Genomic DNA, 23,818 nt, shown 5'->3' with positions numbered 1-23,818 from the left:
CCCGCAAGCTTGGTGCTTGCGTTGGAAGGATGTATGTCATGCCGAAGGCTTATCCGCCCGAGTTCCGTAGCAATGTGATCGCGGTGGCCCGTCAGGGTGCTGCGACGGTGTCGCAGGTCGCTGCCGATTTCGGGATCTCGGAGTCGTGTTTGCAGCGCTGGCTCTCGATTGATGATCGCCGGGTCGCTGGCGGTGAGAGCGCCACCGATGCTGATGTGCGGGCGTTGCGGGAGGCCCGCAAAGAGGATCGCGTTGCTGGAACAGGAAAACTATGTGCTGCGGCAAGCCGCCGCCTACCTGTCTCGGGGCGCGGTCCCAAAATAATCTACCCGCTCGTTCGTGAGCTAGCCGCGGCCGGTAACCCCACCAGGGTGCCGGCCGCGGTGACGTGTCGGGTATTGAAGTTAACTACGCAGGGTTACTATAAATGGCTTAAACATCCTGTATCACAGCGTGATTGGGATGACGCGCATCTGATCGACGCCGCGATCGATATTCACCGTGATGACCCCGAGTTCGGTTACCGGTTCATCGCCGACCAGCTCGGCGAGGCCGGATATCGGGTCTCAGAGAACCGGGTGGCCCGGCTGTGTGCGCTGCAGAAGATTTATTCGGTGCACGCCAAAACGCGTGGGCGTCACCGGCGGCCCGGCCCGCCGGTGCGCGATGATCTGGTGGAGCGCAAATTCCGCAGCAGCACACCGGATACGGTGTGGCTCACGGATATCACCGAACATTCCACACGAACCGGGAAACTGTACCTGTGTGCAGTCAAGGACACTTTCTCCAACCGCATTGTCGGCTACTCGATGGCCACCCGCATGACCTCACAGCTGGCCGTCAAAGCACTCAATCATGCTGTAGCTCAGAGGAACCCGACCGGAACCGTGGTTCATTCGGATCGAGGCGGCCAGTTTCGGTCGGTAGCCTACGCCAACGCTCTTGCCATTCATGGACTACGCGGATCCATGGGCAGGGTTGCCACCTGCGCCGACAATGCCGCCATGGAATCGTTCTTCTCACTGCTGCAAAAGAACGTCCTGAACCGCAGGCGCTGGGACAACCGCGAGCAATTGAGCTTAGCCATCGCGCACTGGATAGAACGGACCTACCACCGGCGGCGCCGTCAACGCGCCCTCAGCAAACTCACCCCCATCGAATTTGAGACAATCAACCAGACCGCAACCGCGGCCTAAAAAGTTAACCGAACCGAGTCAACCAAACTAGGGGCAGACCCTTCCGTCAAGTGATCTGCGTCGGTGGCTGTTTCGGTTGACTTTGGTTCGACGTTTCCGTGGGGCGTCGGGACTGGAGGAGGCCGGGATTGGCGCTGGTTGTCTTGTCGGTGACGTCGCAGCGGTTGGATGCGGTTCGGATGGTGTTGGCGGGGTCTCGGTGACCGAGGTGGCCGCTCAGGTTGGGGTGTCACGGCAGTCGGTGCATCCGTGGCTGAGCCGCGATTTAGGCGAGGGCGTGGTCTGCTTGGTGTAGCTAGTTATTCGTTGCCTGGTGATTTGGGATTGGGGTGGTGTGCGTCGCGTCGGCGTGCGCCGGGGTGGGCTTGATGATGAGTCCCTGTCCGGTGGGCAATGCGCAGATAGGCACTCCCAGCTTGTTGGCTAGTTCGTCCATCGCGAGGCGTTGTTCGTCGAATCCGCGTTGGGCGTAGTCGTCCAGCAGCACGATTGCGCCAGGGGTTAGGCGCGGCCAGAAGTATTGCAGTGCGGCGACTTCGGGTGGGGCGCAGTTCATGTCGATGTGTAGAAATGCGACTGCGGTCGTGTCAACCTGGTTGAGGGTTTCGGGTACCGTGCCGACTATGATTCGCTGGTTGTGCCATTGTGCGAAGTTGGCGCGGACACGCTCGGCGCCGTTCACGTAGGCTCCGAATTGTAGTGCTGCCTGGCTTTTGTTCATGGCGCCTGCACCGCGTTCGACCTCGGTGATGAATCGCGGGTCGATTCCTGCGAAGGTGTCTAGCAGGTAAAAGGTCTTGCCCAGGTGGTCCCAGTTGAGTTGCTCCATAATGGCACTGCTTAGAAATCCGTAATTAACTCCGCATTCAACGAAGTCTCCCTCGAGGTGGCTTGCATTGGTTGCAGCCCACAAGCCGATGTGTACTCGCCAGGGCCATTGGTAGAAGTCTGTGCCGCCCAGGGCACGAACACCACGTCCGTAGGCACGTTGGAATACGGGATCATTCATAAATTCATGCCGGTGAAAGCTAATTAACTGGTCGTTGGCGTACACGCCAGGCAGAAGTGTCCGCACGAACCAATAGAAACCGCGCAACGGCCAGACCACCAGAGACACAATGGTTCGAACAAGCCACTGTGGCATGCTGGTCAACCACTGCAACTTGATTGAAGCGGTTGAGCTGCTCTTTCCCATGCGCCGAACCGTAGCACCAACATCATCGTCAGACATCTTAAATGTCAGGCATTGAGACTTCGGAGCCTCTGGAGGGGAAGTGGTTACGCGCCTGGGCAGCCTGTCGAGACACGTGACCGCATGAATACCGTTGCTGGATTGGGGTATTCGCCGGGCTAGTGCGGGATGTTTCTGGAGATCGAGCTAATCCGCGCTGGCCGATCCGTTAAGCTAAAGTGCTGTTTTGTTTACGCGGTCAAGACCCGCAGTCACATCGCTAAATGTGAGGTTGTCATCGGAACACTGCACGTGGCAACCGCTTTGGTTCTTTCGAGCGGTGAACTACAACCACGGAGTCGAATACTTCGATTCGGTCGATTATGGTCGTCGCCAGCGGCACCCGCACCTCGCTGAGGCGCTTAGAGCGTGTCTCATGTGGATAGTTTTCTGAAGCAGACCAGGGTGGCGGCGAGTGTGAGGAATGCGGCGTAGAGATGGTCGTGGCGTTCCCAGCGGGTGCCCAGGCGGCGGTAGGTGAAGAGCCAGGACATGGTGCGTTCGACTTTCCAGCGTTTGGTGCCGAGCCGGTCGCCGGATTCGGTTCCGCGGCGGGCGATCCGGGGTGTGATGTGTCGATTGGTGAGCCATTGCCGCAGCTGGTTCGCGTCGTATGCCTTGTCTGCGTGCAGTTTTGCCGGTCGCCGCCTGCGTGGCCCGCGCGGGGATTTGATGGCGGGCAGTGCCCGTACCAGCGGCGGGACCGCATGCCCGTCCCAGGTGTTGGCGGCGGTGACCGCGGTCTGCAACGGCAGACCGGTCGCGTCGGTGAGCACGTGAATCTTGGTACCCGCTTTGCCCCGGTCTACCGGGCTCGGCCCGGTCATGGCGCCCCTTTTTTAGCCCGCACGTACGCCGAATCCACCACGGCCCGTGACCAATCCAATGCCCCATCGGCACCGAGCCGATCGAGTACCGCTTCTTGTAGACGCCGCCATACCCCGACGGCGGTCCACTCGGCGAACCGGCGATGCGCGGTAGGGACCGTCACTGCGAAACATGGTGGCAAATGCCGCCAGGCACACCCACTGACCAGCACAAACACCACCGCGGTGAATACCGCACGCTCATCGGCATACGCCGTCCCGCCGCCCTGGGGACGCACCCGCTGCACCGGCAACAACGGCTCCACCAACGCCCACAACTCGTCCGGAACCAACCTCAACGAAAGCTCTTTCACACCAGCACATCATGCCCCAACCACCCCACAAACCACACAAGACACGCTCTTAGGGTGTCCTTCAATAATCTGGCAGGCCGAGTACATTTGGAGGTAGCCCAAGTTCATTTCCAGGTAATGGGCATGCATGGCATCCATCAGCCATTTGGTGAAGTCGATGAATGATTCACGCTGGTCCCGGTAGACCGTCCAGTAGTTGGCGCAGACATCTTCCACGATATAGACGCCCCCTGGTTTGAGCCGGGGAAATAGGTATTGAAATGAGCTGATCATTTGCTTGGGCGTGTGCCCGCCGTCGTCGAGAACGGTATCGAACGGGCCGAACTCGTCCACCACACGCCCCAGGAATGCGGTATCGGTTTGATCGCCGACCCGGACGTGAATCCCGCACTGCGGGTTGTCGTACCGTGCTGAGCCCGGATTTATGTCGAGCCCGACGATGGTGGCATCCGGCAGGTATGTGCGCCACATCTGTAGAGACCCGCCCCGGTCGACCCCGATTTCTAGCAGACGTTCGGTGCGAGCCATCGCATGTTCGTAGATGGGTAGGTAGTGGCGCAGCTTGTGCACCTTGTCGGTTTTGTCGAAGACGCTGCCCACCGCTGTGTCGGCGGGGGGTGACTCGTCGGACGACATGGTGACCTTGCAGGCCAAATCCGCCCCGATGGCGTCGAGCATGCGGCGGCGCCCCTCATAGGGGTACCGCCGCGTGACGAAGGGTAGTTTCGGCTGCAGAGCCAGACGGAAAAACATAGCTACGGATTGTGTCGAATAGCCCTTCACTTTGAAGGGCTATTCGACAACCAAAAAGGGAGCATCAGGAAGCGGCAGGCCGAATCACTTGAGGCTCGGCTCTGTCCCTCGGGGGCAAATAGTCTGCGAGCTAGCACTGCATGTCGAAAAAACATTCCTCACAGTTGAACTCAACAGACACCCACCATGAACCGACCAGCGTCTCGTACCACGTACGTCCAGGATCCTCGGCGATAGCAGCCCTGAGGTGGTCTCCAATGTGACGCTCGCACACCGCGTCGCCGTCAGCGTTGACCCAAATCTGTTCCGACATGGTTAGCCCCTTTGAGATGCAGGTCATCCGGATCCGCCATTAACATAGCGAACCTTGAACTCCAGCACGTGGGGTCTGTCAGATTAACGGTGGATCTGCTTGGCATGGTTAGTTATTCGCTGCCGGGGTAATCCGGCCTTCGAACGCGATAGCGAGGGTGTTCAGGATCGATTTCCAGCCGGTGATACGGCCGCTCGGGTTGCTGCGGTTGGTCTTGCGTTCGATCGCGGTCAGGTAGAGCACCTTGAGCGCTGATTGCTCGTCGGGGAAATGCCCGCGCTTGCGGACTGCTTGCCGGAACCGGGCATTGAGCGATTCGATCCTGTTGGTCGTGTAGATCAATTTCCTTATGGGCGTGGGGAATTCCAGGAACGGGGTGAACTCGGGCCAGGAGCGTCGCCACATCGCCACCAACGCCGGATACTGGGCCTCCCAGGCCGAGGCGAACTGCTCGAATTCCACCTGGGCGGCATCGACGGTGGCCGCGGTGTAGACCCGTTTGAGATCGGCGCTAATGGCCGCCCAGTGCTTTTTGGAGGCATAGCGCAGGCTGTTGCGCACGAGGTGCACCACACAGACCTGCACCGTTGCCGCCGGCCAGATCGCCCCGATGGCATCGGGCAAGCCTTTGAGGCCGTCGCAGCACACGATGCACACATCGGCCACGCCCCGGTTACGCAACTCGGTGAGCATCGTCATCCATTGCTTAGCGCCTTCACCACCGGGCGGGCCGACCCACAGACCCAGCACATCCCGGAAACCCTCGACGCTGATCCCGAGCGCGACGTAAACGGGCCGATTGGCGACCTGGCCGTGCCGGATCTTGAGCACGATACAGTCAATCAAGATCACCGGATAGATGCGGTCCAGGGGGCGTGATTGCCAGGCCCGCATGTCCTCTAGCACCTGATCGGTCACCGTGGACACCAAGTCTCTCGACACGTCTGTGTCATACACATCCGAGAGATGCTTGGCGATATCGCCGGTGGTCATTCCCTTGGCATACAAAGAAATAACGGTTTGATCGAACCCCGCCAAACGGCGTTGATGCTTAGCCACGATTTGCGGTTCGAAACTGCCGTCGCGGTCCCTAGGAACCGCGACGCGCACCTTGCCGATATCGGTGGTCACCGTCTTGGGCATGGTGCCGTTACGGGAATTGCCGCGATTGCGGCCCAACGGATCGTGCTTGTCGTAGCCGAGGTGATGGCTCATCTCGGCCTCTAACGCCGACTGCAACACCTTCCTGGTCAACGCCGTCAGCAAACCATTCTCACCGGCCAGGGCGATACCCTGTCCGGCAGCAGCACCCACCAGCTGGTCGGCCAGCGCATCCATATCCGGCAACACCGCAAGATCGGTCACCGGGTCGTCAAACTGTTCGCTCATGAGGTGATTCTCTTTTCCGCCCCAACCCTAAAGCCGGGACATCACGCCGAACCACTTACACAAAAATCCCGACAGCCCCGCGCACGACCATCGGTTGGAACGGGAGGACAGTAGGATGTCTCAGCTATTGACAGAATCTCAAGTACGGCAGCGGATTCCAATCGGTCACAGCAAGTATTATGAGTTGATCGGCTCCGGACAGCTGAGGTCGGTTCGGATCGGACGGCGGCGGTTTGTCACCGAAAGTGCTGTCGCAGAATATATTGAGAGACTCGACGCCGAATCGATCGGCGATACGGAGGCGTGACATGTCACGGCAACAACTGCCGCCGCAGATCAAGAAGATGTCGGTCCGAGACCGGGGCACAGGCAAGATCGTCGTTCGGTATCAGCTGACAGTTGATGCGGGCGAAGATCCGAAGACAGGCCGACGTAGGCAAGTTCGGCGTCGGTACCGTACCGAAAAGGAAGCTCGGGACGCGCTATCTGAGATCGGCGATCAAGTCGCTAAGCGAACGTTCGTCCCGCGCGCGGACACAACCGTTCGGCAACTCTGTGAGGCGTATGTCGCGGGCAAGCATCGAATCCGGGCGACATCGCTGGCCAAGCTGCAATACGACTTGGAACCACTTCTGCAAGTCCACGGGGGCATGGCTGCGCAGAAACTAACTAAGGCGCACGTCGACAGGCTGGTCGTGCAACTGCGCAAGGGAGGTACGAAGACGGGGAGGGGAAGGACGCGGCGGCCGTGGTCGGCAGCGTCGGTCAACAAGTTCATTTCGACAATCGACCAGGTTCTTGGTGACGCATTGCGTCAAGGCATCGTCTCTCGCAACATCGCGGAGCTGGTGGATCGCGTCGAGGTACCGCACAAGGTGATGGAGACGTACAACGAGGCTGAGGTTCGGGCGCTACTCAGAGCGGTTGCCGACAACCGCTTGCAACACGCCTGGGAATTGGCATTGTCGGGTCTTCGTCGCGGCGAGATTGCTGGGCTGCGATGGGCTGACATCGACTTGAAGGCCGGTCTGTTGTCGATCGCCAACAACCGCGTATCAGCTGGTGGCAAGACTGTCGAGAACGAGCCGAAATCGCGTTCGTCACGCCGTGTATTGCCAATTCCTGCATCGCTTTTGGTGACTCTGAAAGCGGCAAAGACAAGGCAAGCTGTCGAGCGCCTGGCGTTGGGCAAGGCATGCAAGTCCGGTGCTTACGTGGTATCGAACGAGATTGGTGATCCGTACTCTCCTGCGGTGCTCTCGCGGTACTGGCGGGATGCGGTAAAGACGGCCGGTGTTCGGCATATCCGCCTGCACGACGCGCGTCACACATGCGCCACGACAATGCACCTGCAAGGAGTGCCGGTCGCAGTGATTGCCGCATGGATCGGCCACAAGGACGCCAGCCTGACGATGAGGCTGTATGTCCACAGCCAAGACGATGCACTCAAGGCAGCCGCTGCGACTTTAGATCGGGGCGTGAAATGAGTTTGGGTCGAGTTGTGACATCTCGTGCCACCCACGGGGGTGATCGAACGCATTCGAACGCCATTTGCGCTGGTCAGAGTGGAGCCGATGACGGGAATCGAACCCGCGTATTCAGCTTGGGAAGCTGATGTTCTGCCATTGAACTACATCGGCGGGAGACCAAATGAAAACCTTGATGACAATCCCTGCCAGGTGTTTTCGTACGGTCTCTGGTGTTGCTGCGGTGACGAAACGCGAGAAAATCTCACCGATCGTGATGTTTTCGCTGGCTTCAGGCCGCGACGGGAGTCTATCAGGGGTGGTGCTGACCGACGGTAGCCCCGAAGTCGAGGTGCTTGGGGTCGGGGTCTAAGTGGCGGGAGTTCGAGGTGGGGGAGATTGTGCTCAACACGGCATGGGCAGTGGCGTTCTTTGGGGGATGCACGGCATCAGACGGCAGTCAACGCTGGCAGGATGCCTTTCATGACTGAGCTCGCTGCTGCCTCTCGCACCAAGCATCTGGTGACCTGGATGGGTGTTGTTCATCCAGAAGCGGGAAACTGGTACCTGGATGTGCCAATGACTCTCCGGCATGAAGATCATGAGTTTCATTTCTCATTGACTCGCTCCGTCTTCCAGTTGGCTGTCGAACTTGATAGGCCAGACACCGGTGGTGATGAATCCGAATCTCTCGATTTTTGGGCTAACCGCGTCATGTATCGATATATGCCTCTGGTGCATGCTGTGCTCGACGCGCTTGGATTTCACCTTGGAGCTGACCTGACACCTGAACTGCTCGGCGGGAGCCTCGATAGCGACAAGGCGCTGGGAGTGTTGACGAACCTGCCCGACTTCGGGTTGGTGGCAGAGGGGAATTATGTCCCGGGCGAGGCATTAGGTGCGTATGTCAACGCTGCGATTGGCGATGCGACGGCGCGTTTCGCTTTGGCTGACGTGAGCCGTGCACTTAGAGCGTGTCTTGTGTGGTTTGTGGGGTGGTTGGGGCATGATGTGCTGGTGTGAAAGAGCTTTCGTTGAGGTTGGTTCCGGACGAGTTGTGGGCGTTGGTGGAGCCGTTGTTGCCGGTGCAGCGGGTGCGTCCCCAGGGCGGCGGGACGGCGTATGCCGATGAGCGTGCGGTATTCACCGCGGTGGTGTTTGTGCTGGTCAGTGGGTGTGCCTGGCGGCATTTGCCACCATGTTTCGCAGTGACGGTCCCTACCGCGCATCGCCGGTTCGCCGAGTGGACCGCCGTCGGGGTATGGCGGCGTCTACAAGAAGCGGTACTCGATCGGCTCGGTGCCGATGGGGCATTGGATTGGTCACGGGCCGTGGTGGATTCGGCGTACGTGCGGGCTAAAAAAGGGGCGCCATGACCGGGCCGAGCCCGGTAGACCGGGGCAAAGCGGGTACCAAGATTCACGTGCTCACCGACGCGACCGGTCTGCCGTTGCAGACCGCGGTCACCGCCGCCAACACCTGGGACGGGCATGCGGTCCCGCCGCTGGTACGGGCACTGCCCGCCATCAAATCCCCGCGCGGGCCACGCAGGCGGCGACCGGCAAAACTGCACGCAGACAAGGCATACGACGCGAACCAGCTGCGGCAATGGCTCACCAATCGACACATCACACCCCGGATCGCCCGCCGCGGAACCGAATCCGGCGACCGGCTCGGCACCAAACGCTGGAAAGTCGAACGCACCATGTCCTGGCTCTTCACCTACCGCCGCCTGGGCACCCGCTGGGAACGCCACGACCATCTCTACGCCGCATTCCTCACACTCGCCGCCACCCTGGTCTGCTTCAGAAAACTATCCACATGAGACACGCTCTTAGGTTCGATGAGGATTGTGCGTTCCACTGTTACCGTGCGCTCGAAGATATCCGGCAGCGATACTCCGACTCCTCTGATTCCCGCGAAGCCTCGTGGGAAAAATTGAAGTCAGACTTAGGCATCGATCGCGAAGAGTTCCGGGCAATTGAGGTCGAAGCCATCGCGCGCCGTCACGGTGAGCGGGCGGTATCCACTCACGAGGAGAGAATCAGCTGGGCGAAGTGGACGCGCAAGGTGGTTGAGACGTACATTGCCCGCTACCCCTCTAAGGGATATGTGCTTCCACGCGCATCCACGTAGTCGGTGGGTACAGCGGATTCTCAAATCCATGCGCCAGGGAGTATTCGATGGCTCGAGACCTTGGGGGGCTAAGTGAGGCGAGATTGCTTGGTATGTGGTCTGTTTGGGCGTTGGGCCGCGGGTGAGCGGTGGGTGCGGCGATGGATGCCGAGGTTTCGGTCAGTGTGATCGCCCGCAAGCACTGAAGCGGGGCTACGAGCTGGTCGTGTGGTGGGTTCTCCTGCTGTGGAGGAGAACCGGGTGCTTGCGCAGTTCATGACCTCGCACGGCGGCACACTCCCCATTCGCGAACCTGCGGCGGTAGGAGTGGATGACAGGCAGGGCGAATCTTTTTGGCCCTCTGGCTCAGCCTCCCAACTCTCGCGAATCGGCGTTTACACATTGGGTGTTCGTGTCTCAGGACCAGCCTGTTCATCGATAGCGAAATATAGAGGCGCCATTGTTATTTGGTCTCCGTAGGCTCGTCCATGTGGATAGATTGATTGTCTAGCAACCTATTTGGCATTCCGCCGACAACACTGTTCTCTAGAGTTGATCTCTTGATTCGGAGGGCAAGGTCATACGAGGGCCCAAACGCAGCGAGCGGGAACGATACGTAGGCCGGCTTGGCTGAGGTGATACTTGGGTGAGGGGTGTCCTCGTGCAAGGGGGCGGGTTCAACGTAGCGCTGGAACCCTATAAAGAACCTCGAACTGCATCATTGGAAAGTCAAAAGATCTTCCAATTTTGTCAAAGTTGGAACTTTGTCCTGCTTAAAACTAGGTTCTAGCTGCGGAGATATCCGAAAGAATCGCTGTCTCTGGGGCCTGGCGGCGCCCACTAGCGTGTAAAGTCAACTTTTGACCATGTTTGACTTTCGATGTAAGAAGCGTCGATCAGGAGGTGCAACATCAAGAAGCCGATGCCCCCGCCAACCCTCAATGGGGATCTGGGGCTGTTCAAAACGATGGACACCAGCCGCCTGGTCAAGATCATGACACGGAGCGTCAACGTTGCGACCGATCCGTACCTTCCATGGGACGAGCTTCGATTCAGAAAGCCGCCAGACGACGCTACGCACAACGAGTGGTGGCTTGCAACTCGACTGGCGCGCAGCAGCATTCAGCGCGCAATTCCACTTACGACGATGAGCGGGGGAAACTTTACCTACGCGCTCCCCGACGAGGTTCTTCGCCTTTTGGATGAGGTAACCCAACGTGCCAGTGGCCAGATTGCGGTGCCGGAGCAGGTAACCAACGCTGCAACAAAAGATCGGTATGTCATCAGCTCGCTGATAGAAGAAGCAATTACTAGCAGTCAATTGGAGGGTGCTTCCACCAGTCGAAAAAGAGCCAAAGAGATGATTCGACATGACAAGAAGCCGACTACGCGAAGTGAACAGATGATTCTCAACAACTATCGCGCAATGCAACATGTTAGTGAGAATCGAGTTGAAGAGTTCACGCCCGAGGCAATCTGTCAGCTTCACGAGATTGTCACCTACAAGACTCTTGACAATCCGGAATGTGCCGGAAAAATCCAGAGCGATCCCGATCCGGATGATCGTGTGAAGGTTTTCGACAGCGAAGGTAATGTGCTGCACACGCCGCCACCAGTGGACCAGCTCCCTGAACGGCTGCAACGACTCTGCGATTTTGCGAATGGCAACGATGGTCAAAGGGTGTATGTTCCGCCGGTCGTTCGGGCCTTAGCGATTCATTTCATGATGGGATATGACCATTATTTTGAAGACGGAAACGGTCGAACGGCCCGCGCACTGTTTTATTGGAGCATGTTACGGCAAGGGTATTGGCTTTCAGAGTACCTAACGATCTCGCGAATACTAAAGACTGCACCCTCAAAGTATTCAAAATCGTTCATCTTCACCGAGCAAGACCAAGGTGACCTCACGTATTTCCTCATCTATCAACTCAAGGTGATCCAACGCGCGCTCGATGATTTGAACAAGTATCTAGCACGCAAGTCCGAAGAGCTTCAAAGCACTCGAAAGTTACTGACGCGTACCGAGAGTAAGTTCAATCATCGACAGTTGGGACTACTAGAGTTTGCGATCAAGCGTCCAGACGAGTACTACACTGTTAAGTCGCATGCTAAGAGTCACGGAGTTTCGGAGCAGGCGGCCCGGAACGATCTGTACGAGCTCGAGCGACGGCAGCTTTTGGAGCGCGACAAGATCGGGCGCGAATTCATTTGGACAGCACCGCCCGATCTCGCTGAAAGGATCAAGTCGAGTCACTAGAAGTCACCTCCCGACAACGGATTGAGCCAACGCCGTTCTAGCTGACCGGGCTGCGACTTGTTGGCCTCGGTCCCGCTGATGAGCCTGGATTGCCAGGCTGTCGCGTGGCACCAGGTGGTAGGTACTGTGCCTCATAGGGCTGCATCGTCCAGCATGTCGTATCGAGCACCGCTCCTACTCCTGCTGCGACAATCATCGCGGCGATGACATCCGCCAGGTGACCGCGGTCGGCGGTCGGCATGTACCAGCCGTTTCCCATCAAAGACACCCACGGGCCGTCAAGGAGTTGCGGCACAGCTGCTTTTCCGATGGACCGGTCGTCCAGCACTTCTTCGACTCGAGCGACCAGGCGTTAGGGCCCGCTGACCCATGTAACAGCCAGGGGGGCGACGCAGCCGGACGGGTGCGGGTAGACGAGAGCGGAGTCGCCCTTAGAGGTGACGGTGCAGCAGGTGCTGTTTAGGCGGGGCCCTGCGATCGAGAAGGTCGCTCGCGGCCGAGAGTAAAACTGGGTACCGCGGCACCGACATGCACAGATGGGGTATTCGAGAGGGATCGCAGAGCAGACCTATGTGCTCTTGATTCCGTTATGGTCCCCTTGGCCTATGTCGGGCCTCCATCTTTGCCAAAATCGTGATCAGACCAGAATCCCGGTGCCATGAGAGGGCGCATCCGGGAAATTAGGTGGCCGTCTTCGCCCAGGCTTTCAACGGATACGAAACCATCGGTCGTGAGACCACTGGGCCACCGTTCGTAGAAAGCCGTGGCGACAGCAGTATCGGTCATCGCCTCTTCTTTGTTGTTGCGCATCATTATTGCGGTGCCTAATACCCGGTCGATCACCAACCAAAGGTCGTGCCCGACTATATCGACGGCGTTGTGGACGACATAGCTGCCACTCATCTGGCCACACTAACGACATTCGCGACCGATGGCCGCAGTTTCAAGATCTGCGCAGGTTTGTAGAGCTGGACAGGGATTAACTGCGGATTGGCCTGTCTGACGGCAGCTCGCTATGTTTGGGATTCCGACGCTGCGTATAGCTCGTTGATGTCCTGCTCACTTAGCCACATCGTCAATAGGTCATTGCCGTTTGAAATTTCCTGTTCAAGACCTTGGTTCAGCATGCCGCATATCTCGAGCATGCGTTCTGCCAGGCATGCCTCCGGGCCGATCATATGCAGAAGCATGTGCCCAACCCCTGCAATGGCACGTGGCATCGGCGGAGGTGTCAAAAGCGCGATTATGCGGACACCCTCGTGATCGCCAACCCTGTGCGCGATGTGCTGATTGGTCATTTCAAGAATTTTCTCGTGTGCCACAAGCTGTTCGGGGGCGAGCATGTCGGTCCAGGCTTCATGCAACTTGAGCCGCTGGCCCTTCGAGACGAGATGACCACGACCTGAGGTAAACGCACGGCGATACGAAATGGCACCTGCTGACCAAAGTGCCTGGGCTACCAATGAATCCTCGCCCTGCGTTGACGGACCAGTTGGTGCACGCGAGAGATAGCCTTCGGCGCACTGCTGCGCGAAAACAATGTCGCGTTGGATCGAGACGAGATCAGCGACCATGCCCGCTGTCTTCCCCGAGAGTCCGAGTTGTAGGTACTCGACACCTTGCGGTTCGCAGTTCTGGGTTTCCACGAGCGTGACGGTACGGCTTAGCTGCTCCCATGTGGCTGATTTTCAGGAGTGCAACCGCTGGCTACGTATCAGAATTGGGCGTCGGCGTTCAGGTCCGTTCTGCTCACTGATGCCGAAATGCGAAGAGGTGATTGTCATCTGATCCCCATCGGCGACGAGCGGTCTGTCCGGCGGAACCGGTAGTACCTCTCGGCGTGTGAGCTTACATGTGAGAACGTCCGGAAGTCCGCGCCATGACCGCTTTGGGACGTGCGGCGCGGACGGGCGATCAGGAACTGCGCTTGACCAGGGCGCCGGTGATGAGCCGCGCCAACATGGTCTCCAGGTCATCGTTGAAGTTCAACGAGATGTCCGCCAATTCAGGTTCGGCCTGGCAGGCGGCGACCGCGCTGGCCGACGGCTGGGCGTACATCCACAGGGCGGCGCTGGTCACCACGGTGGAAAGGGACACGCTTCGAGCATCGTCACCGAGCTCGGGGATGAAGTCGCGAATCGCATCGGTGTAGATGGCAATGGTGTTGTGGGCAGAGCGCCGAAAACACAACAGTGTCTCGGGCGAGACGTTGTACTCCAACACTCCTGGTTGGGCGGTCATGAGGTCGCACAGCACGGCGCGTTCTCGTAAAGACCGGCTGAGCAATGCGGCCAGGCGATCGACCCTTTCCTGCGCCGAGCCGGATCGCGTGTCGCAAGAGAGCTCCGCCACAATTTCGGTGACCCAGCAGCGTAGTGACGTGTCGAGAAGTTCCAGCAGCACGGCCTCGCGGGACTCGAAATAGCGCATCATCGCGGACTTTGCTAGGCCGGTGCGTCGGCTCAGCTCATTAAGGCTGATCTGGCTGACCGGCATGTCGCTGAGCATCGATGACGCGGTTTCCAGGATGGCTTGCCGACGGATCTCGCGCTGCTCCTCGCTGCGCGCCCGACGGAAGGTCATGGCCCGATGTTAATCCGCCACCAGGTCTTCGATAGTGAACCGCCGGTCTATTACCGTGATACGGTGCTGCCGTAATAGACCGGTGGTACACAATCCCCTGGCGTCGGACCGCGGCAGTTGCCTCTTCGGAGGGAATCCGCGGGCCCGTGCAGGGCAGAAGCAGAAGGGGATGCGCGCGGTGTACCGACTGTTGAAGCGGTTTTGGATTCCGCTACTGCTGGTGATTGTCGTCGGGATCGGCGGATACGCGATTGCGCAGATCCGCAGCTCGGCGATTCCACGCCCGCCGAAGCCGGGTGAGGGGTCGGGAATCACCGCCAACTTCAACCCGAAGCACATCACCTACGAGATCGTGGGGACGGGCGGCACCGCGAACCTCAACTACCTCGATGAGAACGGGCAGCCCCATCTCATTGAAAATGCGCCACTGCCTTGGTCTTTCACGATCGTGACAACCATGCCGTCCATGTCGGCCAACATCGTCGCGCAAGGCGATCGCAACGTCAGCGGTCTTGGATGCCGCGTGACGGTCGACGGGGGCGTGCGCGATGACCGAACCGGCACAGACAAAGTCAAACCGTTTATCTACTGCTTGGTGAAATCCGTATGAGCAACGCGCACGCGAAACCACACCGGCCGTTTATCGGCCACATGATCCGGATCTTCTCGCTGCCGATCATCTTGTTCTGGGTCGGGCTGGCGGTCATCCTGGGCACGGTCACCCCCTCACTCAACGAAGTGGCGGCCAGCCGGTCGGTGCCGCTGAGCCCGCAGAACTCGGAGTCCTACCAGGGGATGCTGAACATCGGCAAGGTGTTTCAGCAGTACGACTCGGACTCGTCGGCGATGGTCGTCCTGGAAGGCGACGACAAACTCGGCGATGCCGCGCACAAGTACTACGACGAGATCGTCGCCAAGCTCAAGGCCGATCACGAGCACGTGCAGAACGTCCAGGACTTCTGGAGTGATCCGTTGACCGCGGCGGGCTCGCAGAGCGTGGACGGTAAAGCCGCCTACGTGCAGATCTTCCTGAACGGATCACAGGGCACCAGTGCCAGTCACGAGTCCGTCGCCGCGGTGCGCCAGATGGTCAGCTCCATGCCCGCACCGCCGGGCGTCAAGGCGCATGTCGCGGGCACCACCGTGCTGAACGCCGACACTCAGGTTGCCGGTCACCAAAGCATGGCGACCATGGAATTGGTGTCGGTGGGCGTGATCGTCGTGATGATCCTGTTCATCTACCGGTCCATCGTCACCATGCTCATATCCATGGTCATCATTGGCCTGGAACTATTTGCAGCACAGGGTGTTACGGCTACCGCGGGATACATGAACATCATCGGTCTGACCCCCTACGCGGTGAGCATGGTGACGATGCTGGCGCTGGCGGCCGGTACCGACTACGTGATCTTCTTGTTCGGCCGCTATCACGAGGAAAGGTCAAAGGGCCGTAGTCGCGAAGACGCGTATTACATGTGCCTATCATGGCGTCTCGCACGTCATTCTGGGATCCGGTCTGACCATTGTCGGCGCCTGCATGTGCCTGAGCATGACCACGCTCCCGTACTTCCAGAGCATGGCCCTGCCCTGCGCGATCTCGGTGCTGGTGATCGTGGTCGCGGCGCTGACGCTGGCGCCCGCCGTGTTGACGGTGGCCTCGAAGTTCGGGCTGCTGGAGCCCAGAGGCAAGCTTTCCACCACGGGGTGGCGCAAGGTCGGAACCGCGGTAGTGCGTTGGCCTATTCCCATTGTCTTGGTGACCAGCATGATTGCGATCATCGGCTTCGTCAGCCTGATGACCTACGTGCCGCAGTACAACGATCAGAAATTCACGCCCGCCGATATGCCGGCCAACCTCGCGATGGATGTGGCAGATCGCCACTTCTCGCAGGCCCGCATGAACCCGGAACTGTTGATGCTGGAGGCCGACCACGATCTGCGCACCCCCGCAGACATGCTCGTCATCGACAGGGTGGCCAAGGGAATTGTCCATATGCGCGGTATCGAACGCGTGCAGACGATTACCCGCCCGCTCGGTGCGCCGATTGAACACAGCTCGATCCCGTTCCTCATGGGCGCGCAGAACGCGGGCACGCTGCAGACCGCAAAGTTCAACAACGACAGCTCTGCTCAGATGCTGGAGCAGGCCGACGAGTTGAGTAAGACGCTCTCCAGCATGGAGAGGATGTACAGCCTCATGCAGGAGCTCACGGGCACCATGCACAGCATGGTGGGCCGGACTCACGAGATGGTGGCAACCATCCAGCAGATGCGCGACAACCTGGCCAATTTCGATGATTTCTTCCGGCCGCTGCGCAATTACTTCTATTGGGAGAAGCATTGCTTTGACATCCCGGTCTGCCAGTCGCTGCGGTCGATCTTTGATGTTCTGGACAGTGTTGACGTGCTCGCCGACCAAATGAGTGGTCTGGTCACCGATATGGATCGCATGGATCAGCTGATGCCGCAGATGCTGCCGGTCCTGAGAACGACCATCGATTCGATGAGTCGTATGCGCGATTTCATGCTTGCCATGCACAGCACCCAGGCGGGCACTCAGGCCCAACAACAAGAACTGGCCAAGGGTGCCACGGAAATTGGCCTCTACTTCGACCAAGCCAAGAACGACGACTTCTTCTATCTACCGCCGGACGTGTTCACCAACCCGGACTTCAAACGCGGGCTCAAGATGTTCGTATCGCCGGACGGCAAGGCAGTCCGATTCATCATCACCCACCAGGGAGACCCGGCGTCCGTCGAAGGCATCGAACACGTCCGTGACATCAAAGGCGTTGTCGCCGATGCGGTAAAGGGCACGCCGCTGGCCAACGCGAAGGTCTCGTTGGCCGGTACCGCATCGATGTACGCCGATATGCAGGACGGTGTGACCGTAGACCTGGCCATCGCGATCATCGCCTCGATGATTCTGATCTTCGCGATCATGGTGGTGATCACGCGCAGCGTGGTGGCCGCCCTGGTCATCGTCGGCACGGTGGCCGCGTCTCTGGGTACGGCCTGTGGTCTGTCAGTGTTGTTGTGGCAGGACATCCTTGGGCTCGGCGTGCAGTGGATCGTGATCCCGTTGTCGATGGTGATCCTGCTGGCGGTGGGTTCGGACTACAACCTGCTGGTGGTGTCGCGTCTCAAGGAGGAGATCCACGCCGGGCTCAACACCGGCATGATCCGTGGCATGGGGGCCACCGGGCGCGTTGTCACCGCCGCGGGCCTCGTGTTCGCCTTCACCATGATGTCGATGATCGTCAGCGACCTGCGCGTGGTCGGCCAACTCGGCATGACCATCGGCATCGGCCTGATTGTCGACACTTTGATCGTGCGCGCATTCATGACGCCCGCCATCGCGGCTGCACTGGGCCGGTGGTTCTGGTGGCCGATCAACACCTTTGAGATTGTCCGGCGTGGCCGCGATGCGGACTCGGCCGAACCGGAGACGGCACCCCTTGCGGTGGTGGATGCGGGACAGCAACCACCGTCTACTCCCACCACCTCCTGAAAAGTCTTGGGCAGCATCGAGGAAATTCTCAGCCTGGCCTCAGCGGATGCAGGCACTGTGACAGTGCGTACCAGAGGCGGACAGTGCCCTGACTGCATCTTGAGGAAGAAGGACATATCAATGAACTACCAGCCTGGGCATCCGCCGTACGGAAACGAATTCCCGATGGGACAGCACGGCTATCGGCAGGTGCACGGTCCATCCACCGACACCCGGACACGCTACGCGTACGGCGAGACGTTCCCGGACCGTGCCGAACTGGCTCCGAACCCGCTGCGCCGGAAACGTCTTCGCGCTGTCGGCCTGACCGCGGGTGCCGTTGTGGTGGCCATCGCCGCCAGCGCCACCACGGCCGTCGTCGTGGTCAACCAGTCCGGACACCCCGCCCCGGTGGCGCAGAAATCGAGCCCAGGAGTCGCCGGAAAACCCTCCCTGCCAACAGGTTCAATACTCGGACAGCCGGGTGCCGCGGCCCCGGTCGGCTCGGTCGAGCAGGTGTCGGCCAAGGTGCTGCCCAGCGTGGTGCAACTGAAGATCCAAAGCGGGCAGCAGGGCGAGGAAGGCTCCGGCATCGTGCTGAGTCCTGACGGGCTGATCCTGACCAACAATCACGTTGTGGCAGCGGCCATGTCGGGCAGCGGCGATCTGGCGCCCTCGGCCCCATCGCGCCGCGGGCCCCTCACCAACCTTCCGCCCGGCATCCTGCCCGGCGAACAGCTGCCCGGCGACTATCAGGATGGTCGTGACGGGCAGGTGCCCAACGGCAACGACCGGCGCAGCACCCGGCCTTCCGCCCACTCCGGCGACGGGGTCAAGGCAACCGTGACGCTGGCCGATGGTCGTACGGTCCCGTTCACCGTCGTCGGCGCGGACCCCGACGATGACCTGGCCGTGGTCCGGGCCCAGGGCGTCTCCGACCTCACCCCGATCTCCATCGGTTCCTCGAAAGACCTGAAAGTCGGCCAGAACGTCGTCGCCATCGGCTCACCCCTGGGCCTGAAGGGGACGGTGACAACCGGCATCATCAGCGCGCTCGGTCGCCCGGTCAGCACCGGCGATGACCAGAGCGGACAGCATTCGGTGATGAGTGCCATCCAGACGGATGCGGCCATCAACCCCGGCAACTCCGGCGGTGCACTCGTCGACATGAACGGTGACCTCATCGGGGTGAACTCGGCGATCGCGTCACTGTCCGGCGGCCAGGACTCACAGGGCGGCGGACAGGCCGGCTCGATCGGCCTGGGCTTCGCCATCCCGGTGGATCAAGCCAAGCGCATCGCCGACGAGCTGGTCGCCACCGGCACCGTGCGGCATGCCTCGCTGGGTGTTCAGCTCGGCTCCGGTGACGACATGCCTGGCGCGGTCGTGGCAGGTGTGGTCAGTGGCAGCGCGGCGGCGACGGCCGGCCTGCCCAAGGGCGCGGTGATCACCAAGGTCGACAACCAGGTCATCGACGGCCCCGAGGCGCTGGTGGCCGCAGTGCGGTCCAAGGCACCCGGCGACGCGGTAACGCTCACCTACGCGGACCAGTCGGGAACGTCGCGCACGGTCCAGGTCACCCTCGGGCAATCGGCAACGTGACAGCGCCGAACCTGGGTGGCTAACTCGGGTTCAGCGGTTCCGGAGACAATGAACGGATGGCTGGCTGCGACGACCTGACTGCAGGCGGGACACCCGCCGGCTCGACGGCCTGGAGCCCGGCCCCATGGTTCCTGGCCACGCCACCGTCATCGAGCCCCGGAATGATCGCCCGCTCGCATGTGCACCGCACTCTTGACCTGCACGTTCAGCAGTCTCGGGCGGTCGTGGTGCTCGCCCCATCAGGGTTCGGCAAGACGGTCGCGGTGGGCCAATGGGCCGCCGCACAGCGGCAGCAGCAACCGGGCTCGGTCGGGTGGCTGACGGTGACGGAGCAGGCGGCAGACTTCCCCGAGCTGATCCGCGGCATCATGACGGCGCTGCGGCACGCGGCGGGTGACGGTGACGATGCCCAGGTCCGGCGGGCACTGGCTACCGCCTTCGAGCTGCCGTCCCTGGGACTGGTCTTCACCGCCCTGTCGACGATCCAGATGCCGGGCCGGGTCACGGTCGTGCTCGATGATTTCCAGAAGGCCATCGGAGTCACACAGTCCGCGGAGTTTGTCGAGTTCATCGAGCATGGTCCGCCCTGGCTGCGGTTGGTGTTGATCACCACGGAGGCGCCGGAGACGTTGCTCACCAGGCTGCGGGTGCATGGTCAGGTGGCGGTGGTGACGGCGGGCGAATTGGCGTTCACCGCTGAGGATGTGCTGTCGGCCGCCTGCCATGTGCACCAGCAGGACCTCGCGGCCGGGGACGCCGAACGCATCGCGTACAGCACCGGGGGCTGGCCCGCGGCCGTGCGGCTTGCGCTCTTAGACGGCGAAACGCCCAGTGCTCTTGATGATCTCGATCTGAGTGAATACATCCGTGCCGCCGTTCTCGGGCGGCTACGCCCGGAGCTTGCCGAGTTTGTGCTGGCCGCGACCGTATGCACGCGGGTGGATGAACGCCTGGCCGCGGTGCTCTCCGGGCGCGTCGATGCCGCGGGGTTGCTTGCGGAATGTGCGACCTCCGGGCTGTTCATCGAACGATTCGGATCTGGCGAAGATGCTATCTACCAATGGCATTCGATGTTCGCACACGGATGTGGCGAGGTACTCAGGCAGTCGGACCCGGCGCGATGGAGCGCCTTGAACCTGTTGGCAGCGCGCGAGCTGCGGGACCGCTACCCGTTGGATGCCGTCGAGCATGCCGTTCGCGGGGCGGACGGGCGGTTGGCCGCGGAGACAATCACCGATCATTGGCTCGAGCTACTGCTGGAAGCCCGATCGGTGGCACTGGAGAGTGTCTGCATCGCGGTGGCCGACGCATTCGGTGAGACCGCCGATATTGCGATGGTGCGTTCCTGTTGCCGGGAGGTCGCGGGTGATCGCCTTGGCGCACAGCTGCATTTCGAGCGCGCGCAGGCCCTGACACATGGCCACGTCGAGTCTCGGCGGGTGCGTCTCATCGCGGATGTGAGCCGCATCCTAATCTCCGACGACCACAGCACCATGGCGGGAGCTGTCGACGCGGTGTCCGAAGCCTTGACTGATCGCACACTCGTGGCGGACCGCGTGTATGCGTGCGCGCTGTTTCTGGTGGGCTGGGCCGAAACCAGGTTGCGGCGCGACGTCGGTCACTCGATGCGACTGCTGGAGTCGGCGGCGCAGGAGTGCCGTGCGCTGGGTCTGGCAGCGGTCGCTGATAGGGCCACGGAGAGCCTGGCATTCGCCTACGTCCATGCCGGGCAGTTCGGCCGCGCCCAGCGGTCGCTAAGCCTGGCAGAGGTGCCCTGGCTCTCCCACTAGGGCGGCGGGATATCCTGTTTTACAACGGGATTCATACAGATGTGGCAGGGCGATCTGGCGGGGGCGCTCGAGGATTTCACCGTGGTGGATGCTGCGGTAGGGGATGGTTACCCGGATATCGGGCGCATGATGTTGGTGTTCAGTGCTGCAGCACTGGGGAACCAGGGGTGCGATTGGTCCCTCCCGCAGCTGGAGGCGGTGGCCATGCGCATCGGCGAAGACGAGAACAGGGCCGTCCCGATAGGCAGTTTCCGTGCAGCCGCACTAGCGAGGATCGCCGAGATTCGGGGGCACACGCGCGAGGCGTTACAGCTGGCGGCGAGGCTCCTCGATGTGACGCCATTGCCGACAGCCTCTGTGATGGTGGCGGGCGTATGCCGACGGCTCGGGGACATCGACCTCGCAGAGTCCCTGGCCGACAATGCACGTGGCGAGTCAGTACCTTCATACACGCGTGCCTACGCAGCTCTGGTGGGCGCGTTGCTGACGTGGGATAGCGGCGATAATGATCGGGCTCACCAACTGCTGGAGGAGTCGCTCGCATTGGCGGCCCCGGAATCTGTGCGCTACCCGTTCCTGGACAACGCCGGTCAGTCGTGTCGTGATCTGTTGGGGGCGCACAGCTCACGGACCGCGTATCCGGATTTCCTCGCCGAGTGTCTATTGTCCTGCGAGACGGGTGCATCGGATAACCCTGCCGCATCACTCACCTCACGGGAGCGAGAAGTGTTGGCATACTTGCGGACTCCGATGACTGCGGCGGAGATCGCCGCGAAGCTGTCGGTTTCGGTCAACACCCTGAAGACACATCAGCGTTCCATCTACCAGAAACTGCAGGTATCGAACCGCCGTGAGGCGATCGGCATTGCGCCGCACTGACGCTGTGGTGCAAAACCTGGTTACAGGGCCGGCAGCACCTGCTGGGGCAGGCTGCGGTCGTTGTCACCGGGCGCCGCATCGACGACTCCCGCGCCGGTGAGACGGTTGACCACGGTGACGACCGTATTGGTCACCACCGTGAGTCCTTGATTGAACGCCCCCAATGCCCAACTTGTGGCGCTGGCCAGTTGTGAGAACACGGGCACTCCGGAGGAGCCCACCGCATCAAGCTGCTGCCGTATGCCGTTGACGCCATCGACGATTCCGTCGAGCAGCGGACCGGCGGGAAGGCTGATCACCGAACGGATTCCGAGCCGCAGCCGGGTGAGCAGGTCTGGATAATGATTGGCATTGACCATGTCGCTGATCGCTGTCTTGCGGTTGGTTGGGGTACTGGCATGGTCGGCGAGGGACCGCAGATCGGTGCCGTCCGAGTCGGGAAGCGACGACACTCCGAGTAGCCCCAGGGCGGTCGGGGTGATGTCGTCGATCCCGAACGCCGGGTTGATCTGGCCGGGTGTGAAGCTGGGGCCGCGAGCGATCACAAAGGTGGATGTCTCGTTGGGAGACTGGAATCCATGCCCGATACCCAACTCCGGACGGTGTCCGTGATCGGTCACCACCAGCACCGTCCACTTCTCGCCGGTCGCCGCTTCTCGGGCTCGGACCGCGTCCATGATGGTGCCGACGTTGGCGTCTGTGTGCTCGAGTGCGTCGATGTATTGCTGAGACCCGCCGCCGTAGAGGTGGCCGGCGTGGTCCACCTGGTCTAGGTGGGTGAAGAGAAAGTCGGGGCCGTCTTTCTGGATTGACGTGGCGACATGGGCAGTGGTCTGCGCGTCGAGTTGGCTTTCGGAGTCGTCACCGGCGATAGCGGGCGTGCGGACAACCTGGTCGGCGCCGATACCGCCCTGCGCAATCTTCTCCAGCACGTTCCAGTCTGCTATCGATGCGGTTTTGAGTTCCGGTTTGGCCCTTTCGATCTGGGTGTACACGGAGGGGAACCGGGTGAAGTCGTTGGTGATGCCGTTGTTGGTCACCCCATGTTTGGTGTCCCATACGCCGGTCAGGATCGTCGTCCACGAGTCTGCGGAGATGGTGGTGTGCCCGGCGATACTTGACACGCCAGTGGTGCCCTCTTGCATCAACTCGTGGAAGTTGGGTGTCTGCGCATCAAGAATCTTGCTCATGTTGGTGCCGTCAACACCGATCACCAGCACCTTGTTCACAGGTTCCTGGGTCACGGTGTCGCCGGCGCTCTCACCGCGCTTGCGGGTGTTGACAGAGGTCGACGTGACGGAGCTGGTTCCACCGGTGGGCGCCGGTGGATTGACTGGCACCGGAACGGGCGCGGGCGCCGGGGGTGCAAGTGGGGCGACCGGCGCGGGGAGGGCAGGCGCCACCGCCGTGGCGACGGAGGCCTGTGGCGCTAAAGCCATTGGTGCCAGTGCTACTTCGGCTGGGGCTGACTGGCGTCGTGGCAACTCCAGTGTTGCCAGGTGCTGTGGTGCGACCGTATCGGTGAGGGTTGCTGTCGGCGCGCTTCGGGTGATGCTGACCGTGGAAGTGGT

At 60.8% G+C, this 23,818-nt stretch carries 16 protein-coding genes, 1 tRNA gene and 4 pseudogenes; 11 read left to right on the top strand and 10 right to left on the bottom strand.

Annotation, left to right across the window (positions count from 1 at the left end):
- Positions 1-38: 38 nt before the first annotated feature.
- Positions 39-1,196: an IS3 family transposase gene (locus MSTE_RS22290; protein ID WP_231896939.1), complete on the top strand. Its 1,158-nt coding sequence runs from the start codon at positions 39-41 to the stop codon at positions 1,194-1,196.
- A 361-nt stretch (positions 1,197-1,557) separates the two neighbouring features.
- Here MSTE_RS22290 and MSTE_RS22285 read toward each other — a convergent pair.
- The 5 genes and pseudogenes from MSTE_RS22285 to MSTE_RS22260 form a co-directional block, all read right to left on the bottom strand.
- A pseudogene (locus tag MSTE_RS22285) lies at positions 1,558-2,340 on the bottom strand (class I SAM-dependent methyltransferase); the annotation flags it as partial.
- A gap of 322 nt (positions 2,341-2,662) precedes the next feature.
- Positions 2,663-2,803, bottom strand: a pseudogene (locus MSTE_RS22280) (class I SAM-dependent methyltransferase); the annotation flags it as partial.
- Positions 2,802-3,607 (bottom strand): IS5 family transposase gene (locus tag MSTE_RS22275; protein WP_231896907.1). Its coding sequence is split into 2 segments (ribosomal slippage): positions 2,802-3,260 and positions 3,263-3,607, totalling 804 coding nucleotides; the frame shifts between segments, so codons are not numbered across the junction. The gene MSTE_RS22275 and the pseudogene MSTE_RS22280, both read right to left, overlap by 2 nt.
- A 33-nt stretch (positions 3,608-3,640) precedes the next feature.
- Positions 3,641-4,285, bottom strand: a pseudogene (locus tag MSTE_RS22270) (class I SAM-dependent methyltransferase); the annotation flags it as partial.
- 496 nt (positions 4,286-4,781) lie between these two features.
- Positions 4,782-6,062, bottom strand: coding sequence for an IS256 family transposase (locus MSTE_RS22260; protein WP_193442044.1), 1,281 nt, complete (start codon positions 6,060-6,062; stop codon positions 4,782-4,784).
- Between the two features lie 115 nt (positions 6,063-6,177).
- On the opposite strand from MSTE_RS22260, the gene MSTE_RS25760 reads away from it, so the two are divergent.
- Both MSTE_RS25760 and MSTE_RS22250 read left to right on the top strand, forming a co-directional pair.
- Positions 6,178-6,369 (top strand): helix-turn-helix domain-containing protein, encoded by a 192-nt coding sequence (locus MSTE_RS25760; protein WP_096504491.1) that lies wholly within the window; start codon positions 6,178-6,180, stop codon positions 6,367-6,369.
- Position 6,370: 1 nt separating this feature from the next.
- Positions 6,371-7,549 carry a tyrosine-type recombinase/integrase gene (locus MSTE_RS22250; protein WP_096504489.1) on the top strand — a complete coding sequence of 393 codons (1,179 nt, stop codon included), beginning with the start codon at positions 6,371-6,373 and terminating at the stop codon, positions 7,547-7,549.
- A gap of 79 nt (positions 7,550-7,628) precedes the next feature.
- Here MSTE_RS22250 and MSTE_RS22245 read toward each other — a convergent pair.
- Positions 7,629-7,702: transfer RNA gene (locus tag MSTE_RS22245), tRNA-Gly, on the bottom strand.
- Between the two features lie 309 nt (positions 7,703-8,011).
- Between MSTE_RS22245 and MSTE_RS22240 the strand changes: the two genes are divergently transcribed.
- The 3 genes from MSTE_RS22240 to MSTE_RS22225 all read left to right on the top strand — a co-directional run bounded on the left by MSTE_RS22240 (position 8,012) and on the right by MSTE_RS22225 (position 11,903).
- Positions 8,012-8,551, top strand: coding sequence for a hypothetical protein (locus MSTE_RS22240; RefSeq protein ID WP_157997735.1), 540 nt, complete (start codon positions 8,012-8,014; stop codon positions 8,549-8,551).
- Positions 8,548-9,353 (top strand): IS5 family transposase gene (locus MSTE_RS22235; protein ID WP_231896907.1). Its coding sequence is split into 2 segments (ribosomal slippage): positions 8,548-8,892 and positions 8,895-9,353, totalling 804 coding nucleotides; the frame shifts between segments, so codons are not numbered across the junction. Before MSTE_RS22240 ends, MSTE_RS22235 begins: the two co-directional genes overlap by 4 nt.
- Positions 9,354-10,565: 1,212 nt before the next feature.
- Positions 10,566-11,903 (top strand): Fic family protein, encoded by a 1,338-nt coding sequence (locus MSTE_RS22225; protein ID WP_096504483.1) that lies wholly within the window; start codon positions 10,566-10,568, stop codon positions 11,901-11,903.
- A 603-nt stretch (positions 11,904-12,506) separates the two neighbouring features.
- Here the strand turns inward: MSTE_RS22225 and MSTE_RS22215 are convergent.
- From MSTE_RS22215 to MSTE_RS22205, 3 genes are all read right to left on the bottom strand, one after another.
- Positions 12,507-12,806 carry a hypothetical protein gene (locus tag MSTE_RS22215; protein WP_096504481.1) on the bottom strand — a complete coding sequence of 100 codons (300 nt, stop codon included), beginning with the start codon at positions 12,804-12,806 and terminating at the stop codon, positions 12,507-12,509.
- 110 nt (positions 12,807-12,916) lie between these two features.
- A complete protein-coding gene (locus MSTE_RS22210) occupies positions 12,917-13,549 on the bottom strand; it encodes a hypothetical protein (protein ID WP_096504479.1) in 633 nt (210 codons plus the stop codon).
- 268 nt (positions 13,550-13,817) lie between these two features.
- Positions 13,818-14,486 (bottom strand): TetR family transcriptional regulator, encoded by a 669-nt coding sequence (locus MSTE_RS22205; protein ID WP_096504477.1) that lies wholly within the window; start codon positions 14,484-14,486, stop codon positions 13,818-13,820.
- 178 nt (positions 14,487-14,664) lie between these two features.
- Between MSTE_RS22205 and MSTE_RS22200 the strand changes: the two genes are divergently transcribed.
- From MSTE_RS22200 to MSTE_RS22180, 5 genes and pseudogenes are all read left to right on the top strand, one after another.
- On the top strand, positions 14,665-15,096 hold the full coding sequence (locus MSTE_RS22200; protein ID WP_096506257.1) for an MmpS family transport accessory protein: 432 nt from the start codon (positions 14,665-14,667) through the stop codon (positions 15,094-15,096).
- Positions 15,093-17,997: pseudogene (locus MSTE_RS22195) on the top strand (MMPL/RND family transporter). Before MSTE_RS22200 ends, MSTE_RS22195 begins: the two are co-directional and overlap by 4 nt.
- A gap of 303 nt (positions 17,998-18,300) precedes the next feature.
- Complete coding sequence (locus tag MSTE_RS22190) at positions 18,301-19,578, top strand: S1C family serine protease (RefSeq protein ID WP_162291714.1); 1,278 nt, start codon at positions 18,301-18,303, stop codon at positions 19,576-19,578.
- Positions 19,579-19,634: 56 nt separating this feature from the next.
- Positions 19,635-21,368, top strand: a complete 1,734-nt coding sequence (locus MSTE_RS22185) for a MalT transcriptional regulator family protein (protein WP_157997734.1) — start codon at positions 19,635-19,637, stop codon at positions 21,366-21,368.
- A gap of 39 nt (positions 21,369-21,407) precedes the next feature.
- Positions 21,408-22,247 (top strand): helix-turn-helix transcriptional regulator, encoded by an 840-nt coding sequence (locus tag MSTE_RS22180; protein ID WP_096504471.1) that lies wholly within the window; start codon positions 21,408-21,410, stop codon positions 22,245-22,247.
- A gap of 20 nt (positions 22,248-22,267) precedes the next feature.
- On the opposite strand, the gene MSTE_RS22175 is transcribed toward MSTE_RS22180, so the two are convergent.
- Positions 22,268-23,686 carry an alkaline phosphatase family protein gene (locus MSTE_RS22175; RefSeq protein WP_096504469.1) on the bottom strand — a complete coding sequence of 473 codons (1,419 nt, stop codon included), beginning with the start codon at positions 23,684-23,686 and terminating at the stop codon, positions 22,268-22,270.
- Positions 23,687-23,818: the final 132 nt, after the last annotated feature.

The sequence above is a fragment of the [Mycobacterium] stephanolepidis genome (assembly GCF_002356335.1).
Taxonomy (GTDB): domain Bacteria; phylum Actinomycetota; class Actinomycetes; order Mycobacteriales; family Mycobacteriaceae; genus Mycobacterium; species Mycobacterium stephanolepidis.
The sequence above is the reverse complement of the archived record's forward strand: the minus strand, read 5'-3'. Positions and strand labels throughout refer to the sequence as shown.

Bases quoted from the DNA above. Each gene is read 5' to 3' on its own strand.
- MSTE_RS22290 (WP_231896939.1), top strand. From the start codon at position 39: ATGCCGAAGGCTTATCCGCCCGAGTTCCGTAGCAATGTGATCGCGGTG.
- MSTE_RS22260 (WP_193442044.1), bottom strand. From the start codon at position 6,062: ATGAGCGAACAGTTTGACGACCCGGTGACCGATCTTGCGGTGTTGCCG.
- MSTE_RS25760 (WP_096504491.1), top strand. From the start codon at position 6,178: ATGTCTCAGCTATTGACAGAATCTCAAGTACGGCAGCGGATTCCAATC.
- MSTE_RS22250 (WP_096504489.1), top strand. From the start codon at position 6,371: ATGTCACGGCAACAACTGCCGCCGCAGATCAAGAAGATGTCGGTCCGA.
- MSTE_RS22240 (WP_157997735.1), top strand. From the start codon at position 8,012: ATGACTGAGCTCGCTGCTGCCTCTCGCACCAAGCATCTGGTGACCTGG.
- MSTE_RS22225 (WP_096504483.1), top strand. From the start codon at position 10,566: ATGCCCCCGCCAACCCTCAATGGGGATCTGGGGCTGTTCAAAACGATG.
- MSTE_RS22215 (WP_096504481.1), bottom strand. From the start codon at position 12,806: ATGAGTGGCAGCTATGTCGTCCACAACGCCGTCGATATAGTCGGGCAC.
- MSTE_RS22205 (WP_096504477.1), bottom strand. From the start codon at position 14,486: ATGACCTTCCGTCGGGCGCGCAGCGAGGAGCAGCGCGAGATCCGTCGG.
- MSTE_RS22185 (WP_157997734.1), top strand. From the start codon at position 19,635: ATGGCTGGCTGCGACGACCTGACTGCAGGCGGGACACCCGCCGGCTCG.
- MSTE_RS22180 (WP_096504471.1), top strand. From the start codon at position 21,408: ATGTGGCAGGGCGATCTGGCGGGGGCGCTCGAGGATTTCACCGTGGTG.
- MSTE_RS22175 (WP_096504469.1), bottom strand. From the start codon at position 23,686: ATGGCTTTAGCGCCACAGGCCTCCGTCGCCACGGCGGTGGCGCCTGCC.